We start from the raw sequence: 15,821 nt of genomic DNA on the forward strand, positions 1-15,821 counted from the left end.
ACGCCGCGGCCCCTGATCGCGGGGGCCGCGGCTGTCAGCCGCCCCGCGCCTTGGGATGGGCGCGGTCGTAGATTTCCATCAGCCGGGCGGTATCGACCGCCGTATAGGCCTGCGTCGTGGACAGCGACGCATGGCCCAGCAGCTCCTGAATCGCGCGCAGGTCGCCGCCCGCGCCCAGCAGGTGCGTGGCGAAGCTGTGGCGCATCGCGTGCGGCGTGGCGCTGGCGGGCAGGCCCAGCTGCATCCGCGCCGCCTGCATCGCACGCGAGATCAGGCGCGGGTTGAGCGGCCCGCCGCGCAGGCCGCGGAACAGCGGCGCGTCGGGCTCCAGATCATGGGGGCAGAGGGCGGTGTAGGCCTCGACCGCCTCGCGCGCGGCGGGCAGGACCGGCACCAGCCGCTCCTTGTCGCCCTTGCCGAGGATACGCAGCGTCTCGGGCAATGGCGCGTCGCGGCCGGTCAGCCCCAGCGCCTCGGAGATCCGCAGTCCGCAGCCGTAGAGCAGCGTCACCACCGCCGCGTCGCGCGCCGCGACCCAGGGCTCCGAGGATTGCAGCTCCACCGTGCCGATCATGGCGCGGGCGGCGTCCCGATCCAGCGGGCGCGGCAGTTTCTTCTGGAATTTCGGCGCCCGGACAGAGAGCACGGCCACCGGGTCGAAGCCCTCGCGCTGTCCCAGCCATCGGTAGAAACCCTTGACCGCCGACAGCGCGCGCGCCAGCGACCGGGCCGAGACGCCTCGGGAGCGCTCATGCGCCATCCAGGCGCGCATGTCGGACAGACCCACCTCGGCCAGCGGGCCAAGCCCCGGCGCGCCGCCCAGATGCTGCGCCAGGAAGGCGAGGAAGCCGGTGACATCGGCGCCATAGGCTTTCAGGGTGTTTTCGGCCGCGCCGTTCAGCGCGCGTTCATGCGCCAGCCAGTCGGAAAGCGCCGCGCGCGCGGCCGGTGTCAGCGACAGGCTCACGCCAGCCAGCGGCGCATCGCCCGTTCGAACACGCCCGCGAAAAAGGCCAGCAGGTCGGTGCCCTGATTGGGCGAGAACTGGTGCGGATCCTCCGCCCCCATCACCAGCATCCCCGGCAGGCGGCCTTCGCCGAGATCGAGCTTCAGCAGCGCCTCGGAGCGGATATAGCCGGCTTTCTCGCCATAGATGTTGTCGCCCGAGGGCTCGGTCTGGCGCAGGGTGACGGTCCGCACCGGCAGGTTGCGGCCTTGGGTGATGTAGCGGTCGACGAACCCGGGTTCGGCCACCGAGAGCACGTCATTGAGCCGCTGGAGCGCGGCCTCCTCCTCGCCCTGGCGGCTTTCCAGAACCAGGCGCACGCAGTCGAGGCGCAGGATGTCGGCCACCTCATGCCCGAGATTGCGCAGGAAGGGCTCGAACGCGGTCGGGTCGAGCATCTTCAGGACGGCGCGGTGCACCTGGTTGGTGCCGGCGAGGTTCTCGTAGGCCGCGGCGATAACCGAGCGGTGGGTGTCCTCCAGCCGGTCGAGCCGCGCCTCCAGCCGCTCCATCGCGATGCCGCGCAGGTCGATGATATTGCCGCCCATGGTCTTTTCATTGGCGGCGATCAGCGCGTGCATCAGCTCGCGGTCCTCAAGCAGGACATTGGGGTCGGCAAGGATGCGATCCCGCAGGCCGGGTTCGATCGGGGCTGTGCTGCTCATCAGGGCCTCATCACGTCTTTTCGCGCGATCCTAGCAGAGCCCCGCGGATTTTTCGCGCGTTTTTTCGCAGAAATCCGCGGGTTGGGGCGTTTTCGACACCATCCGCACGTGGCCGGGGCCGCGCGCGGAGGCGCGATCAGAGGATTTTCTGACCGGTCTTGGCCCAGTCCTTCATGAAGCCCTCGAGGCCCTTGTCGGTCAGCACATGGCCGGCCATCGCCTTGATCACGGCCGGCGGCGCGGTGGCCACGTCGGCGCCGATCAGCGCGGCCTCCTTCATGTGGTTCACGTTGCGGATCGAGGCGGCGAGGATCTGCGTTTCGAACCCGTAATTGTCGTAAATGGTGCGGATGTCCTGAATCAGGTCCATCCCGTCGATGTTGATGTCGTCGAGCCGGCCGACGAAGGGCGAGACGAAGGTTGCGCCCGCCTTGGCCGCCAGCAGCGCCTGGTTGGCCGAGAAGCACAGCGTGACATTGACCATGTGGCCCTCGCCCGAAAGCACCTTGCACGCCTTCAGCCCGTCCCAGGTCAGCGGCACCTTGATCGCGATGTTGTCGGCGATCCTGGCCAGCTTCCGGCCCTCCTCGATCATCGCGGGGGCCTCCAGCGCCACGACCTCGGCCGAGACCGGGCCGTCGATCATCTCGCAGATCTCTTTCGTGACCTCGAGGATGTCGCGGCCCGATTTCATGATCAGCGAGGGGTTGGTGGTCACGCCGTCGGCCATGCCCAGTGCGTTGAGCTCGGCGATGGCCTCGACGTCGGCGGTATCGACAAAGAATTTCATTTGTATTGTCCTGCAACTGTCGGCATCTGTTCGGGCTCCTGATACAAGAAGGCCCGCCCGGCGGAAACAAGTAAAAGGTCTTTGTCGCACTTCTGATGAGCAGCTCCTCGCCCGAATTCTTCGAAGAAGGCGCGCTGGTGGGCGTGCTGACCACCCAGCCGCTGGACCGGCTGCTGGATTACCGCGCGCCCGAGGGCGGCTGCGAACCGGGCGCCTTCGTCGAGGTGCCGCTGGGTCCGCGCAAGGTTCTGGGCGTGGTCTGGGGGCCGGGGCAGGGCGGCTATGACCTGGCCAGGGTGCGCGACGTGACGCGGGTGCTCGACGTGGCGCCGATGCGCGACGAGATGCGCGCCTTCCTGGAACGGGCGGGCGACTACACCATCACGCCGATGCCGGCGATGCTGCGGCTGGCGACCCGCGCGCCGGGGCTGGGCGGGGCGGAGTCGATGCGCAAGGTCTACCGGCCGGGCCATGCCGCGCCCGACCGGATGACCGACGCCCGGCGCCGCGTGCTGGAGGTGCTGGAGGAATACGGCGGTCTGGCCTTCACCCTCACCGAACTGTCGGCGCAGGCGGGCGTCACCACCTCGGTCATCAAGGGGCTGGTGAAGCTCGGCGCGGTGTCGGAGGAGGACGCGCCGCGCGACATGCCTTACCCCCGCCTCGACCCCGACCTGCCCGGCGTGACGCTGGCCGAGGATCAGGCGACCGCCGCAGCGCAACTGCGCGCGGGCGTGGCGAGCGGGCGCTATGGCACGACGCTGCTGAAAGGCGTGACCGGCTCGGGCAAGACCGAGGTCTACCTTGAGGCGGTGGCGGAATGCCTGCGCCGGGGCCGCCAGGCGCTGGTTTTGCTGCCCGAGATCGCGCTGACCTCGGAATTCCTGACCCGGGTCGAGAAACGCTTCGGCGCCAAGCCCGCGGAATGGCATTCGGGGGTGACCATGACCGAGCGGCGGCGTTGCTGGAAAATGGTCGGGCAGGGCGGTGCGCAGCTGGTCGTCGGCGCGCGCTCGGCGCTGTTCCTGCCCTACCGCGACCTCGGCCTGATCGTCGTCGATGAGGAGCACGACACTTCCTACAAGCAGGAGGATGGCGCGCTCTACTCCGCCCGCGATATGGGGGTGCTGCGCGCCTCGCTCTGCGACGCGCAGGTGGTGCTTGCCTCGGCCACGCCCTCGCTTGAAAGCTGGGCCAATGCCGAGGCCGGGAAATACGCGCGGATCGACCTCGCATCGCGGTTCGGCGCGGCGGAGCTGCCCGAGATGCGGGCGGTGGACATGCGCGAGGCCGATCTTCCGGGGGGCAAGTGGGTCTCGCCCGTCCTGCAGGCCGAGGTGCGCGCGCGGCTGGAAAAGCGGGAGCAGTCTCTGCTGTTTCTCAACCGGCGCGGCTATGCGCCGGTGACGATCTGTCGGGCCTGCGGCCACCAGGTCGCCTGCGAGCATTGCGACGCGCGCATGGTCGAGCACCGCTTCCTGAAACGCCTCGTCTGCCACCAATGCGGCGAGACCCGGCCGATCCCCGCCGCCTGCCCCTCCTGCGGTGTGGAGGGCAAGCTCGCGCCGGTCGGCCCGGGGGTGGAGCGGCTGGCCGAGGAGGCGCTGGAGCTGTTCCCGCAGGCGCGCATCGCGGTGCTGTCCTCGGACCTTTTTGGCTCGGCCCGGGCGCTGAAGGCGCAGATCGAGGCCATCGCGCAGGGCGAGGCCGACATCATCATCGGCACGCAGCTGGTGGCCAAGGGGCACAATTTCCCGCTGCTGACGCTGGTCGGCGTGATCGACGCCGATCTCGGGCTTCAGGGCTCGGACCTGCGGGCGGCGGAGCGCACGTTCCAGCTGATGCGGCAGGTGGCGGGGCGCGCCGGGCGGACCGGGCGCAAGGGGCTGGCGCTGTTGCAGACCTATCAGCCCGAGCACCCGGTGATCCGCGCCATCCTGTCGGGCGACGAAGAGGGCTTCTGGCGCGCCGAGGCGGCGGAGCGCAGGGCGGCGGGCGTGCCGCCCTATGGCCGGATGGCGGGCATCGTGCTGAGCGGGCCGGAGGCGCAGGCGGTCTTTGACCTCGGGGCCGAGATGGCCCGGCGCGACGAGCCCTTGCGCCGGATCGGGGCGCAGGTCTTCGGTCCCGCGCCGGCGCCGATCGCCCGCATCCGGGGCCGCCACCGGGTGCGCCTGCTGGTCAAGGCCGAGAAGACCGCGCCGTTGCAGGCGGCGCTGCGGGCCTGGGCGGGGCAGTTCAGGCTGCCGAACAACCTGCGGCTTCAGATCGACATCGACCCGCAGAGCTTTTTCTGAGCGGGCCGCACCGGCTGGCCGGGCGGCGGCTCAGGCGGTGGCGCGCAGGCCGGGCTGGTCGATCGCGAAATCGGTGATCACCGCGCCCACCCACATGCAGAACAACGCCAGCCACGCCGTCGCCGCGAAGATCGAGCCGCCGGTGACGCCGGCGCCGATCGCGCAGCCCCCCGCCAGCATCGCGCCGAAGCCCATCAGCGCCGCGCCGATCATCGCCTTGCGCATGTTCTTTTCGCCCTCGAAGCCCTGGAATTTCAGCTCGCGCCCCCAGGCGGCGGCGGCGAAGGCGCCGATCACCACGCCGGGCACCAGCCCGACGTCGAATTCCAGGACCGCGTTGCGGTCGAGGAAGAACATCAGCGTATGCGCCGAGGGCCCCGAGAAGGTGGCGCTTTCGATCTGGACCGGCTCGAAGCTGACCTGAGCGAGATTGAAGGTCAGCACCCAGCCCACCGCGACCGAGAAACCGACCCCCGCGCCGAAGATCAGCGTGCGCGCGCCGATCCGGTTGCGGCGCGACAGCCACAGCGCGGCCAGCGCCGTGAACAGGCCCACCACCAGCCCGCTGCTGGGCGGCAGGCCAAGCGCCGCGATCAGGTTGACGTTCTTGCCGCCGGGCGTGACCCACAGGGCGGCCAGCCAGTCGCGCAAGGGCGACAGGAGGCCCGACAGGCTCATCTGCGCGACCACCGCGAAGATCAGCCCCGAAACCACCGAGCGCAGGTTGCCCGTGGCCGCCAGCACCAGCAGCCGCCCCGAGCAGCCGCGCGCCAGCACCATGCCCGCGCCGAACATCAGCCCGCCGATGATCGCGCCCGACCACGAGCCCGCCACCGCCATCATCCGCGCATCGGCCGAACGCATCAGTCCGAACATCTCGGCCGCCTGCACCCAGACCACCGCCGTCGACCAGGTCAGCAGCCACACCGCGACCGAGCGGCCCATGCTGCCCCGGGCGAACTCCACGGTGGCCGCCCGCAGGCAGAAGCGCGAACGTTGCGCCGCGACGCCGAAGATCAGGCCGGTGATCAGGCCGAACACCGCCGCAGTGGGGCCTTCGCCGATGCGTTCAACGATTTCCACAATCTCCATTCGCGCGTCTCCCAGAGTCTCGTCGGGTCAGCCGGGTTTTTGACCGACAATGCCTCGTTTTGCCTTGATTCAGATCAGGCGCGGAGGCAAGCGCCCATCGCCCGGCTGCGACGATGCGCGCCGCGCGGGAGGGCGCGGCGCCCGCGCGCCGGCGGCCGCCGCGCGTCGTCGCCCGCCGCCGGCGCGGCGCAGGGAGGGGCCGGCGTGCGTTTTGCTCTCGCCAAGCGCCGCGCGCGGAGCTAAGGCATTGGCCATGCAAAGCCAAACCCATACCGTGCCCCTGGGCCAGGCCCGCGCGCTGCCGTTCTGGCGGCGCCCGACGAGCCTTCTGTTCCTGATGGCCGCCGCGATGCCCGTGGCCTTCGCCACCTGGTCGGCGCTGCTGAACAATTTCGTGATCGAGGCGGCGAATTTCACCGGGGTCGAGATCGGCTGGCTGCACACGGTGCGCGAGATCCCCGGCTTCCTCGCCGTGGGGGTGATCGCGCTGATCCTGTTCATCCGCGAGCAGGTGCTGGGCATCGTGTCGCTGCTGATGCTGGGCGCGGCCACGGCTGTAACGGCGTGGTTCCCGTCGCTGGGCGGGCTGCTGACGGTCACGCTGATCAGCTCGATCGGGTTCCACTATTACGAAACGGTGAACCAGTCGCTGCAGCTGCAATGGCTCGAAAAAAGCCGCGCGCCGCAGATGCTGGGCTGGCTGGTGGCGACCGGATCGGCCGCGTCGCTGGTGGCCTACGGCCTGCTGGTGGTCGGCTGGAAGACCTTCGACCTGTCCTACAATTTCGTCTACATGGTCTCGGGCGGGTTCACCGCCCTCGTGGCGCTGTTCTGCCTGCTGGCCTATCCGCAGTTCGAGGCGCCCAACCCCCAGGTCAAGAAATTCATCCTGCGCCGGCGTTACTGGCTCTATTACCTGCTGCAGTTCATGTCCGGCGCGCGGAGGCAGATTTTCGTCGTCTTCGCCGCCTTCATGATGGTCGAGCGCTTCGGCTTCGAGGTGCACGAGGTCACGGCGCTGCTGCTGATCAATTTCGTCGCCAACATGGTCTTCGCGCCGCTGATGGGTCGCGCCGTGGCGAAATGGGGCGAGCGCCGGGCGCTGGCGTTCGAGTATGTCGGGCTGGTCGTTGTGTTCCTGTCCTATGGCGGGATCTATTATTTCGGCTGGGGCGTGGTGCTGGCCGCCACGCTGTACGTCATCGACCACCTGTTCTTCGCGCTGGCCTTTGCGCTGAAGACCTATTTCCAGAAGATCGCCGATCCCGGCGACATCGCCCCCACCGCCGCCGTGGCCTTCACCATCAACCATATCGCGGCGGTGTTCCTGCCGGCGCTGCTGGGCTATCTTTGGGTGACGAGCCCGGGCGGCGTGTTCGCGCTGGCGGCGGGGATGGCGGCGCTGTCGCTGTGCCTGGCGCTGATGATCCCGCGCCACCCCGAGCCGGGCAACGAGACCGTCTGGGCCAAATTCCGCGCGGTTCAGCCGGGCTAGCCTTTTCGCATTGCGTCGCCATGTGACAGAAACGACAATCACGAAGGAAAGGCCGGACCCGGAAATGGGCCCGGAACAAGGGGACAGGGGTCAATGACCGTTCGCAGCTGGATCACCTACCTGATCGGGGGCACGGCCCTGTGGATGGTGGCCGTCGGCTTCCTCTCCGGGCAGTTGCCGACCGATCCGCTGCCCGATATCGGCTATATCGTCGGCTACACGATCCCGTTCTGCGGCGTCGCGCTGCTGCCCTCGGCGCTGATCGGGCTGTTGGCGCTGGCGCTGACCCGCAAGACCGGCGTCGCCTTGCGGATCTGGACCTTCCTCGCCTCGCTGCTGGCCATTTTTCTTGGGCTCGGCAGCTTCATTGTCGCCTGAGGCATGCCTATCTGAACGGTTGGAGGTGTCCGATGTTCCCGTTTCCGCAGAAGAAGATGCAGATGGTCGCACCGCAGGACGCGCTGCCCGGCCGCCCCGCGCCCATCCCCACCGCCGAACGGCATTTCGTCTTCGACCGTCCGCTCAAGGCGGAACCGCCCGAGGGCATGGCGGAGGCGATGTTCGGCATGGGCTGCTTCTGGGGCGTGGAGCGGCTGTTCTGGCAGGCGCCCGGCGTCTGGCTCAGCATGGCCGGCTACGCCGGCGGCGTCACCCCCAACCCCACCTATGAGGAGGTCTGTACCGGCCAGACCGGCCATGCGGAGGTGGTGCGCGTGATCTTCGATCCCGCGGTGATCTCCTACGAGGGGCTGCTGAAGCTGTTCTGGGAGGGCCACGACCCCACCCAGGGCATGCGCCAGGGCAATGACCGGGGCACGCAGTACCGCTCGGCCATCTACACTTATACGCCGGCGCAGGCCGCGGCGGCCGAGGCCAGCCGCGACGCCTTCCAGGCGCGGCTGAGATCGGCGGGTCTGGGCGCGATCACCACCGAGATCCGCCCCGCGCCCGCGTTCTACTACGCCGAGGACTACCACCAGCAGTATCTCGCCAAGAACCCGGGCGGCTATTGCGGGCTGGGCGGCACCGGCGTGAGCTGCCCCATCGGCACCGGAGCGTGAGCGGACGGCGCATCCATATCCTCGGCGCCAGCGGCACGGGCTGCTCGACGCTGGGCCGGGCGCTGGCGGACCGCCTGGGCAGCCAGGCCTTCGACATCGACGATTTCTACTGGCGCCCCAGCGATCCGCCCTTTCGCGACAAGCGCCCGATCCGCGCCCGCCTGGCGCTGATGGAGGAGATGTTCCTGCCGCGCGCGGACTGGCTCCTGTCGGGCTCCTGCGCGGGCTGGGGCGACGCGATCGTGCCGCGGCTGACCCATGTCGTCTTTCTGACCATGCCGTCGGGGATGCGGCTGGCGCGGCTGCGCCGGCGCGAGCGCCGCCGCTTCGGAAATGCCATCGACCCGGGCGGTCCGCGGGCCGAGGCGTTCCGCAGCTTCCTCGACTGGGCGATGAGCTATGACGACCCGGTGTTCACCGGCCGCTCGCGCCACCTGCACGAGGCCTGGCTGGCCGAACTGGACTGCCCGGTGATCCGCCTCGACGCGGCCCAGCCGGTGGAACGGCTGGCTGAACAAGCGTTGGCCGCGCTTGACCCCGCGCCCGCGGGGGCCTAGGCGCATTGGCGAAACCCAGACGGAGACAGTCATGCCCACCTTCACCGCCCTGACCACCCTCACCGGAAAGGCCGCCGCCGATGCCCTGGCCGAGGCGATGGAGCGCCTGACCCCCGAGCCCACCGGCGTCGGCGTTTTCGAGATCGAGGACGGCTCCGGCCTGTGGGAGGTCGGCGGATATTTCACCGAAACGCCCGACGCCGCCGGCCTGGCGCTGCTCGCGGCGATGCACGGGGCCCGGGATTTCGTGATCTCGGAGTTGCCCGAGGTGGATTGGGTGGCCAAGGTGAAACGCGACCTGGCCCCGGTCGAGGCCGGGCGCTTCTTCGTCTACGGCAGCCATGACGCCGACAAGGTTCCGCAGGGCAAGGTCGCGCTGCTGATCGAGGCGGCGATGGCCTTCGGCACCGGGCACCACGGCACCACGCTGGGCTGTCTGCGCGCGCTCGACCGGCTGGCCGAGGCGGGCGTGGTCTGCGGTAACGTCGCCGATATCGGCTGCGGCACGGCGGTTCTGGCGATGGCGGCGGCGGCGCTCTGGCCCAACCCGGTGATGGCCAGCGACATCGACGCCGTGGCGGTCGAGGTGGCCTCGGCCAATGTCGCCGCCAACGGCCTGCAGGAGCGCGTGCGCTGCGTCGAGGCCGCGGGCTTCGACCATCCCGAGCTGAAAGCCGCCGCACCCTTCGACCTTGTCTTCGCCAATATCCTGAAAGGGCCCCTGGTCGCGCTGGCCCCGGACATGGCCACGCATGTCGCGCCGGGCGGCTATGCGATCCTGTCGGGCATCCTGAACCCGCAGGCCGACGAGGTGGTGGCCACCTATGCCGAAAACGGCTTCATTGTTCGCGATCGCGAGGAAATTGGCGACTGGACGACCCTTTGCCTGCGGAAAGCCGCCTGATCGGCCGTAATTTCGCCGCTTTCTGACCGTAATCTCGCCTTACTGGGGGTCGCAGGAGAGAACCCGTGGCAGACACGCAAATGGAAGAGTTTCACGGCCGACTGCGCCGCGTCGCGCAGAACCGCAGCCGCGGCGCGGGCTTTGCGACGGCCGACACCGCCGGCGGATCGCCGCGCCGGGCCCGACGCCCGCGCCGGTCGCTGCTGCGCCCGGCCCTGCTGGTGCTGGCCGTTTTCATGGCGCTCAAGGCGGCGCTTCTGGCGGAGATCGGGCCGGCGGATTACCAGGGCCGGGTCGAGAGGCTGCGGGACGGCACGGCGGTCGCGGCCGCCGGCGCCTGGGCGCTGCAGGTCGATCCCGCCACCCGCTGGCTGGCCGGTCAGCTGCACGCGCTGTTCGCGCCGCTGCAATAGCCGCCATTCCGGCCCTCGCGCCGCATCGCAAAAAAACGCCGCCAGCACGAGGCTGGCGGAGCGTTTCTGGGTTTCTCGATCGGCTCTCGTCGGCGCGCGGCCCGCGCGCGGATTAGCGCGCGGATTAGCGCGCGATGCGGGCGATGCGGGCGATGTCGGCGCGCAGCAGGCCGATGTCTTCCAGCTGACGATCGGTCAGTTGCGACAGCGCCTTGCGGGTGGCGCGGGCTTCGTGCCGCGCGACGAGAGTGGCGAGGCCGGCCCGGAAGAGTTTGCTGACGCGGCCCCCGAACGGGCGGGTGTCGAAATGCGGGCGGGTTTGTTCAAGTGCAGCCATCTGAGTCGGTTCCTTGCTGATGCTGGTTTCGGCGCGAACGGCCGTGATCCGCCGCAATTAGGGAGCGCGCCGCGGCAGCGCAACAGGCGTTTTCGCATGGCGCGCATGCGTTTTCTGCATGGCCGCGTCCGCCTGTAACGTATTGTCGCAGCGCGGAAATCGGCGCAGGCCGGCGCGCCGCCCACGGGGGCGACCCCGCCGCGCCCGGCGCGGCCCCGCGCGCCCCGGGGGCGGGGCCGCCGGTCCATTCAGGCTGGCCGATGTTCGCTTTTCGTGCTACTGCGTCGGGAAAAGAAACGCAAAAGGGGCGAGCATGCGGGTATTGGGGGTCGATCCGGGCCTGCGCAACATGGGCTGGGGCATCATCGAGGCGCAGGGCGCCAGAATCAGCCATGTCGCCAACGGCGTCTGCACCTCCGTCCCCGGCGATCTGGCCGGGCGGCTTCTCAGCCTGCATGCGCAGCTGAGCGAGGTCGTCGCGCGCTACGCCCCCGACACCGCGGCGGTGGAGCAGACCTTCGTCAACAAGGACGGCGCGGGCACGTTGAAGCTGGGCCAGGCGCGGGCGATCGCGCTGCTGGTGCCGGCGCAGGCGGGGCTCAGCGTGGGCGAGTATGCCCCCAACGCGGTCAAGAAGACGGTCGTGGGTGTGGGGCACGCCGACAAGAAACAGATCGACCATATGGTGCGGCTGCAATTGCCGGGCGTGAAGATCGCCGGGCCGGACGCGGCCGACGCGCTGGCCATCGCGCTGTGCCATGCGCACCACGCGCGGGCCGCCGGACGGCTCGAGGCTGCGGTGGCGAGGGCGGCGCAATGATCGGCAAGATCGCGGGGCGGATCGACTATCGCGGCACCGACCACGTTTTGATCGATGTCCACGGCGTCGGCTATATCGTCTATGCCTCCGATCGCACGCTGGCCGCGCTGCCCGGGCCGGGCGAGGCGGTGGCCCTTTACACCGACCTGGTGGTTCGCGAGGATCTGCTGCAGCTCTACGGCTTCCCCACGCTGTTCGAAAAGGAGTGGCACCGGCTGCTGACCTCGGTTCAGGGGGTGGGGGCCAAGGCCTCGATGGCGATCCTCGGCACGCTGGGCGCCGAAGGCGTCGGGCGCGCAATAGCGCTGGGCGATGCGGCGGCGGTCAAGGCCGCGCCCGGCGTCGGCCCGAAACTGGCGCAGCGCGTGGTGAACGAGTTGAAGGACAAGGCGCCCGCGGTCATGGCGCTGGGCGGCAGGTTGCCCGCCGCGATGGGCGCGGCGCCCGCCGAGGTGATCGAGGGGGGCGCGGCCCCCGCCGCGCCCACGGCCAGACCCGCGCCCTCGGCCTCGGCCCAGTCCGAGGCGCTGTCGGCGCTGGGCAATCTCGGCTATGCTCCGGGCGAGGCGGCGGCGGCGGTGGCCGAGGCGGCCGGCGCGAGCCCGGACGCCGACACGCCCGCGCTGATCCGCGCCGCGCTGCGCCTTCTGGCGCCGAAAGGATAAGCGATGACCGGCCCCGACCCGACCCTGCGCCCCGAACGCCGGCCCGAGGATGCCGACCGCGCCCTGCGCCCGCAGGCCCTGGCCGAGTTCATCGGCCAGGCCGAGGCGCGCGCGAACCTCAAGGTCTTCATCGAAAGCGCGCGGATGCGCGGCGAGGCGATGGATCACGCGCTGTTCCACGGCCCGCCGGGCCTCGGCAAGACCACGCTGGCGCAGATCATGGCGCGGGAACTCTGCGTGAATTTCCGCATGACCTCGGGCCCGGTGCTGGCCAAGGCCGGCGATCTGGCCGCCATCCTGACCAATCTCGAGGCGCGTGACGTGCTCTTCATCGACGAGATCCACCGCCTGAATCCGGTGGTGGAGGAGGTGCTCTACCCCGCGCTGGAGGATTTCGAGCTCGACCTCGTGATCGGCGAGGGGCCCGCGGCGCGCACCGTCCGGATCGAGCTTCAGCCCTTCACCCTGGTCGGTGCAACCACGCGGCTGGGCCTGCTGACCACGCCGCTGCGCGACCGTTTCGGCATTCCCACGCGGCTGCAGTTCTACACCGTGGACGAGCTGCACGAGATCGTCACCCGCGGCGCCCGCCTGATGGGCGTGCCGGCCGAACCCGAGGGCGCCCGCGAGATCGCCAAGCGCGCCCGCGGCACGCCGCGCATCGCCGGGCGCCTGCTGCGCCGGGTGGTGGATTTCGCGGTGGTCGAGGGCGACGGGCGGATCACCCGGGCCATCGCCGACAACGCGCTGACGCGGCTGGGGGTGGATCACCTCGGCCTCGACGGCGCCGACCGGCGCTACCTGCTGATGATCGCCGAGAACTATGCCGGCGGGCCGGTGGGGATCGAGACCCTTTCCGCCGCGCTGAGCGAGAGCCGCGACGCGCTGGAAGAGGTGATCGAGCCCTATCTGCTGCAGCAGGGCCTGATCCAGCGCACGCCGCGGGGCCGGATGCTGGGCGCGAAGGCCTGGGCGCACCTGGGGCTGCCGATGCCGAAACCGGCGGGGCAGGCGGATCTCTTCGCTGGCAAGTAGGGCGCGGGTTGCCCGGGACGGTTGTTCCCGGGGGCAAAGGGATTTATGCCTCCGGCGGGAGTATTTGGGCCAAGAAGAAGGGAACGCCATGAGCCCTGAAGAGGTCGAGGCGCTGTTCACCCGCGCCGACGGTCAGTATCTGTTCGCCCGCTGGGGCCGGCCGATCGCGCCGGTGGTTTTCGGCGTCGAGGACGAGACGCTGAAGACCGTCAAGGGCGCCTGCGAGGCGGTGGTGGCGCTGGCCGGTCACAAGATGGCCGAGACCGACCCGGAGCTCGGCTCGAACCTGATGGTGTTCTTCTTCCGCGACTGGGGCGAGCTGCTGGAGACGCCGAACCTCGACAAGCTGGTGCCGGATCTCGGGCCGCTGGTGGCGCGGCTGCAGGCGGCGGGCGCCAACCAGTACCGCTTCTTCCGGTTCGATGAGCGGAACGCCATCAAGGCGGCCTTCGTGTTCGTGCGGATGGACGAGGCGCTGAGCCGGTTGCCGGCCGAGACGCTGGCGCTGAGCCAGATGGTGCAGGTGGTTCTGCTGTGGTCGGATCGCGCCTTTGCCGGGCGCAGCCCGCTGGCGCGCACCCCCGAGGGGCTGACCGTGCTGCGCCCGGACATCGCCGCGGTGATCCGCGCGGCCTATGATCCGGTGATGCCCGCCGCGGCCTCAGACCGCAGCCACGCCCTGCGGCTGGCCGCGCGCGCGGGGCTGGCGCAGTGACCCACCGTTTCCCCCTCCGCGTCTATTACGAGGACACCGACCTCGCCGGAATCGTCTACTATGCCAATTACCTGAAGTTCATCGAGCGCGGCCGCAGCGAATGGGTGCGCGATCTGGGGGTGGATCAGGCCGCGCTGAAGGCCGAGGCGGGAATCGTCTTTGCCGTGCGGCGGGTGGTTGCCGATTACCTTTCCCCGGCGCGATATGACGATAAATTGATCGTGGAAACGGTGCTGAAGGCCCTGACCCCGGCGCGCGTCGTGCTGGATCAGCGCGTGCTGCGCGGCGAGGCGGTTCTGTTCGCCGCCGAGGTGACACTGGTGGCGCTGGGGCCGGGCGGGCGCGCCGCCCGCCTGCCGGCGGAGTTCCGCCGGGCGCTGGGCGCGCCATAGGCGGTTGCCCGCGACACGCGTGGTTGCGGTAGCATTTGCCAGCGAAACATAGTAGCTTGGCCGTTAATCAGAGCCGGGGAAGCCCGGCCCAACAACGAGCAGGCTAGATGGAAACCGAAACCCTTGCCCTGGCGCAGGAGATTGATTTCTCCATGCTCGCCCTTTTCGCGCGCGCCACCCTCACCGTGAAGCTCGTGATGACCCTGCTGCTCCTGGCGTCGTTCTGGAGCTGGGCGATCATCATCCAGAAACACATCAATTTCCGCCGCGCGCGGCAGGCGGCGGCCGTGTTCGACCAGGCCTTCTGGTCGGGCGAGCCGCTGGACGAGCTGTTCGAGACAGTCGGCGCCGAGCCGGACGGCGCGGCGGAGCGGATCTTTGCCGCGGGCATGATGGAATGGCGCCGCAGCCACCGCCAGGACGGCGGGCTGATCGCGGGCGCCGCGCCGCGGATCGACCGCTCGATGGATGTGGCCATCGCCAAGGAGGCGGAGGGCCTGAACAAGGGGCTGGGCTTCCTGGCGACCGTGGGCTCGACCGCGCCTTTCGTGGGGCTGTTCGGCACGGTCTGGGGCATCATGCACGCCTTCCAGCAGATCGCGTTGCAGCAGAACACCAACCTCGCCGTGGTGGCGCCGGGCATCGCAGAGGCGCTGCTGGCCACGGCGCTGGGCCTGCTGGCCGCGATCCCGGCGGTGGTGTTCTACAACAAGCTGTCGGGCGATAGCGACCGCATTGTCGGCGGCTACGAGGCCTTCGCCGACGAGTTCTCGACCATCCTGTCGCGCCAGCTGGACGCCTGAGCCATGGGGGGCGGGGTTGTCCAGCGCAAGGAGGGCACGCGCCGCCGGCGCCGCCGGTCGCGCGCCGCGGTGATGGCGGAGATCAACGTCACGCCTTTCGTGGACGTGATGTTGGTGCTGCTGATCATCTTCATGGTGGCCGCGCCCCTGCTGACGGTGGGCGTGCCGGTGAAGCTGCCCGAGACCGCGGCCGAGGCCCTGCCGGCCGAGCAGGAGGAGCCGCTGACCATCACGCTGACCGCCGACGGGCTGATCCTGCTGCAAACCACCGAAACCCCGCGCGACCAGCTGATCCCCAAGCTGCGCGCCATTGCGGCCGAGCGGGTGGATGACAAGGTCTACCTGCGCGCCGACGGCGCCATTGCCTATGCCGACATCATGCAGATCATGGGCGCGCTGAACGCGGCCGGCTTCCGCAACATCGGCCTGGTGACCGATCCGGGCGGCCCGCGTCTGGACGGGCAGGGGGGCTGAGGCCCGGCATGAACACCGGCACCTATATCTCGGGGTTGCTGCATGTGCTGCTGATCGGCTGGGTGCTGATCGGCGGCTGGCTGGACCTGCCCGAGGAGGAACCCTTCGAGGTGGCTGAGGTCTCGCTGCTGACCGGCGAGGAATTCGCCGCGCTGACCGCGCCGCCCTCCGCGCCCCGCGCCGAGACCGAGGCGCCGGAGCCGGCGCCCCCCGCAGCGGAGGAGCCCGCGCCGGCCCCCGCGACGCCCCCCGCGCCCGACGCCAAGCAGCCCACCGCGCTGTCCCGCGCCGCGCCCACCG

Annotated in this window: 19 protein-coding genes and 1 pseudogene; 15 read left to right on the forward strand and 5 right to left on the reverse strand. The window is 70.0% G+C overall.

Annotated features, from left to right (window positions below; all coding sequences use genetic code 11):
• Positions 1-34 precede the first annotated feature (34 nt).
• From KCI33_RS14530 to fsa, 3 genes are all read right to left on the reverse strand, one after another.
• Positions 35-967 carry a tyrosine recombinase XerC gene (locus KCI33_RS14530; RefSeq protein ID WP_212525522.1) on the reverse strand — a complete coding sequence of 311 codons (933 nt, stop codon included), beginning with the start codon at positions 965-967 and terminating at the stop codon, positions 35-37.
• Entirely contained in the window at positions 964-1,671 is a 708-nt protein-coding gene (locus KCI33_RS14535; protein ID WP_212525523.1) for a DUF484 family protein, read from the reverse strand. The genes KCI33_RS14530 and KCI33_RS14535 overlap by 4 nt, the downstream gene beginning before the upstream one ends.
• Positions 1,672-1,807: 136 nt before the next feature.
• On the reverse strand, positions 1,808-2,461 hold the full coding sequence (gene fsa / locus KCI33_RS14540) for a fructose-6-phosphate aldolase (RefSeq protein WP_212525524.1): 654 nt from the start codon (positions 2,459-2,461) through the stop codon (positions 1,808-1,810).
• A 95-nt stretch (positions 2,462-2,556) separates the two neighbouring features.
• Here fsa and KCI33_RS14545 point away from each other — a divergent pair, with 95 nt between their 5' ends.
• On the forward strand, positions 2,557-4,758 hold the full coding sequence (locus KCI33_RS14545) for a primosomal protein N' (RefSeq protein WP_212525525.1): 2,202 nt from the start codon (positions 2,557-2,559) through the stop codon (positions 4,756-4,758).
• Positions 4,759-4,788: 30 nt separating this feature from the next.
• Here KCI33_RS14545 and KCI33_RS14550 read toward each other — a convergent pair whose 3' ends face one another.
• Complete coding sequence (locus tag KCI33_RS14550) at positions 4,789-5,850, reverse strand: YeeE/YedE family protein (protein WP_212525526.1); 1,062 nt, start codon at positions 5,848-5,850, stop codon at positions 4,789-4,791.
• 253 nt (positions 5,851-6,103) lie between these two features.
• On the opposite strand from KCI33_RS14550, the gene KCI33_RS14555 reads away from it, so the two are divergent.
• The 6 genes from KCI33_RS14555 to KCI33_RS14580 all read left to right on the forward strand — a co-directional run bounded on the left by KCI33_RS14555 (position 6,104) and on the right by KCI33_RS14580 (position 10,280).
• Positions 6,104-7,345: an MFS transporter gene (locus tag KCI33_RS14555; protein ID WP_212525527.1), complete on the forward strand. Its 1,242-nt coding sequence runs from the start codon at positions 6,104-6,106 to the stop codon at positions 7,343-7,345.
• 93 nt (positions 7,346-7,438) lie between these two features.
• Positions 7,439-7,723, forward strand: a complete 285-nt coding sequence (locus tag KCI33_RS14560) for a hypothetical protein (protein ID WP_212525528.1) — start codon at positions 7,439-7,441, stop codon at positions 7,721-7,723.
• Between the two features lie 32 nt (positions 7,724-7,755).
• Positions 7,756-8,406 carry a peptide-methionine (S)-S-oxide reductase MsrA gene (gene msrA / locus KCI33_RS14565; RefSeq protein ID WP_212525529.1) on the forward strand — a complete coding sequence of 217 codons (651 nt, stop codon included), beginning with the start codon at positions 7,756-7,758 and terminating at the stop codon, positions 8,404-8,406.
• The gene (locus KCI33_RS14570; RefSeq protein ID WP_212525530.1) at positions 8,403-8,963 is read left to right on the forward strand and encodes an adenylate kinase; all 561 of its coding nucleotides are present in this window, start codon (positions 8,403-8,405) and stop codon (positions 8,961-8,963) included. The genes msrA and KCI33_RS14570 overlap by 4 nt, the downstream gene beginning before the upstream one ends.
• 31 nt (positions 8,964-8,994) lie before the next feature.
• Complete coding sequence (locus KCI33_RS14575) at positions 8,995-9,867, forward strand: 50S ribosomal protein L11 methyltransferase (protein ID WP_212525531.1); 873 nt, start codon at positions 8,995-8,997, stop codon at positions 9,865-9,867.
• 65 nt (positions 9,868-9,932) lie between these two features.
• Positions 9,933-10,280, forward strand: a complete 348-nt coding sequence (locus tag KCI33_RS14580) for a hypothetical protein (protein WP_212525532.1) — start codon at positions 9,933-9,935, stop codon at positions 10,278-10,280.
• Positions 10,281-10,404: 124 nt separating this feature from the next.
• On the opposite strand, the gene KCI33_RS14585 is transcribed toward KCI33_RS14580, so the two are convergent.
• On the reverse strand, positions 10,405-10,617 hold the full coding sequence (locus KCI33_RS14585; protein WP_212525533.1) for a DUF1127 domain-containing protein: 213 nt from the start codon (positions 10,615-10,617) through the stop codon (positions 10,405-10,407).
• Between the two features lie 313 nt (positions 10,618-10,930).
• Here KCI33_RS14585 and ruvC point away from each other — a divergent pair, with 313 nt between their 5' ends.
• The 8 genes and pseudogenes from ruvC to KCI33_RS14625 all read left to right on the forward strand — a co-directional run.
• Positions 10,931-11,437 carry a crossover junction endodeoxyribonuclease RuvC gene (gene ruvC / locus KCI33_RS14590; RefSeq protein WP_212525534.1) on the forward strand — a complete coding sequence of 169 codons (507 nt, stop codon included), beginning with the start codon at positions 10,931-10,933 and terminating at the stop codon, positions 11,435-11,437.
• Complete coding sequence (gene ruvA, locus KCI33_RS14595) at positions 11,434-12,102, forward strand: Holliday junction branch migration protein RuvA (RefSeq protein WP_212525535.1); 669 nt, start codon at positions 11,434-11,436, stop codon at positions 12,100-12,102. The genes ruvC and ruvA overlap by 4 nt, the downstream gene beginning before the upstream one ends.
• A 3-nt stretch (positions 12,103-12,105) precedes the next feature.
• Positions 12,106-13,137, forward strand: coding sequence for a Holliday junction branch migration DNA helicase RuvB (gene ruvB / locus KCI33_RS14600; RefSeq protein WP_212525536.1), 1,032 nt, complete (start codon positions 12,106-12,108; stop codon positions 13,135-13,137).
• A gap of 88 nt (positions 13,138-13,225) precedes the next feature.
• Positions 13,226-13,852 carry a hypothetical protein gene (locus KCI33_RS14605; RefSeq protein ID WP_212525537.1) on the forward strand — a complete coding sequence of 209 codons (627 nt, stop codon included), beginning with the start codon at positions 13,226-13,228 and terminating at the stop codon, positions 13,850-13,852.
• Positions 13,849-14,244, forward strand: a complete 396-nt coding sequence (gene ybgC, locus KCI33_RS14610; RefSeq protein WP_212525538.1) for a tol-pal system-associated acyl-CoA thioesterase — start codon at positions 13,849-13,851, stop codon at positions 14,242-14,244. Before KCI33_RS14605 ends, ybgC begins: the two co-directional genes overlap by 4 nt.
• 107 nt (positions 14,245-14,351) lie before the next feature.
• A complete protein-coding gene (gene tolQ / locus KCI33_RS14615; RefSeq protein ID WP_212525539.1) occupies positions 14,352-15,047 on the forward strand; it encodes a protein TolQ in 696 nt (231 codons plus the stop codon).
• 3 nt (positions 15,048-15,050) lie between these two features.
• Entirely contained in the window at positions 15,051-15,521 is a 471-nt protein-coding gene (gene tolR / locus KCI33_RS14620) for a protein TolR (RefSeq protein WP_212525540.1), read from the forward strand.
• An 8-nt stretch (positions 15,522-15,529) separates the two neighbouring features.
• Positions 15,530-15,821 (forward strand): annotated as a pseudogene (locus KCI33_RS14625) (energy transducer TonB); the annotation flags it as partial.

The sequence above is a fragment of the Actibacterium sp. MT2.3-13A genome, assembly GCF_018139985.1.
GTDB lineage: Bacteria > Pseudomonadota > Alphaproteobacteria > Rhodobacterales > Rhodobacteraceae > JAGSOU01.

Excerpts from the sequence above, each read along its gene's own strand:
- KCI33_RS14545 (WP_212525525.1), top strand. The coding sequence starts at position 2,557 with ATGAGCAGCTCCTCGCCCGAATTCTTCGAAGAAGGCGCGCTGGTGGGC.
- KCI33_RS14575 (WP_212525531.1), top strand. The coding sequence starts at position 8,995 with ATGCCCACCTTCACCGCCCTGACCACCCTCACCGGAAAGGCCGCCGCC.
- tolR (WP_212525540.1), top strand. The coding sequence starts at position 15,051 with ATGGGGGGCGGGGTTGTCCAGCGCAAGGAGGGCACGCGCCGCCGGCGC.
- KCI33_RS14605 (WP_212525537.1), top strand. The coding sequence starts at position 13,226 with ATGAGCCCTGAAGAGGTCGAGGCGCTGTTCACCCGCGCCGACGGTCAG.
- msrA (WP_212525529.1), top strand. The coding sequence starts at position 7,756 with ATGTTCCCGTTTCCGCAGAAGAAGATGCAGATGGTCGCACCGCAGGAC.
- ruvB (WP_212525536.1), top strand. The coding sequence starts at position 12,106 with ATGACCGGCCCCGACCCGACCCTGCGCCCCGAACGCCGGCCCGAGGAT.
- KCI33_RS14535 (WP_212525523.1), bottom strand. The coding sequence starts at position 1,671 with ATGAGCAGCACAGCCCCGATCGAACCCGGCCTGCGGGATCGCATCCTT.
- ruvC (WP_212525534.1), top strand. The coding sequence starts at position 10,931 with ATGCGGGTATTGGGGGTCGATCCGGGCCTGCGCAACATGGGCTGGGGC.
- tolQ (WP_212525539.1), top strand. The coding sequence starts at position 14,352 with ATGGAAACCGAAACCCTTGCCCTGGCGCAGGAGATTGATTTCTCCATG.
- fsa (WP_212525524.1), bottom strand. The coding sequence starts at position 2,461 with ATGAAATTCTTTGTCGATACCGCCGACGTCGAGGCCATCGCCGAGCTC.
- KCI33_RS14555 (WP_212525527.1), top strand. The coding sequence starts at position 6,104 with ATGCAAAGCCAAACCCATACCGTGCCCCTGGGCCAGGCCCGCGCGCTG.
- KCI33_RS14550 (WP_212525526.1), bottom strand. The coding sequence starts at position 5,850 with ATGGAGATTGTGGAAATCGTTGAACGCATCGGCGAAGGCCCCACTGCG.
- KCI33_RS14585 (WP_212525533.1), bottom strand. The coding sequence starts at position 10,617 with ATGGCTGCACTTGAACAAACCCGCCCGCATTTCGACACCCGCCCGTTC.
- ruvA (WP_212525535.1), top strand. The coding sequence starts at position 11,434 with ATGATCGGCAAGATCGCGGGGCGGATCGACTATCGCGGCACCGACCAC.
- KCI33_RS14560 (WP_212525528.1), top strand. The coding sequence starts at position 7,439 with ATGACCGTTCGCAGCTGGATCACCTACCTGATCGGGGGCACGGCCCTG.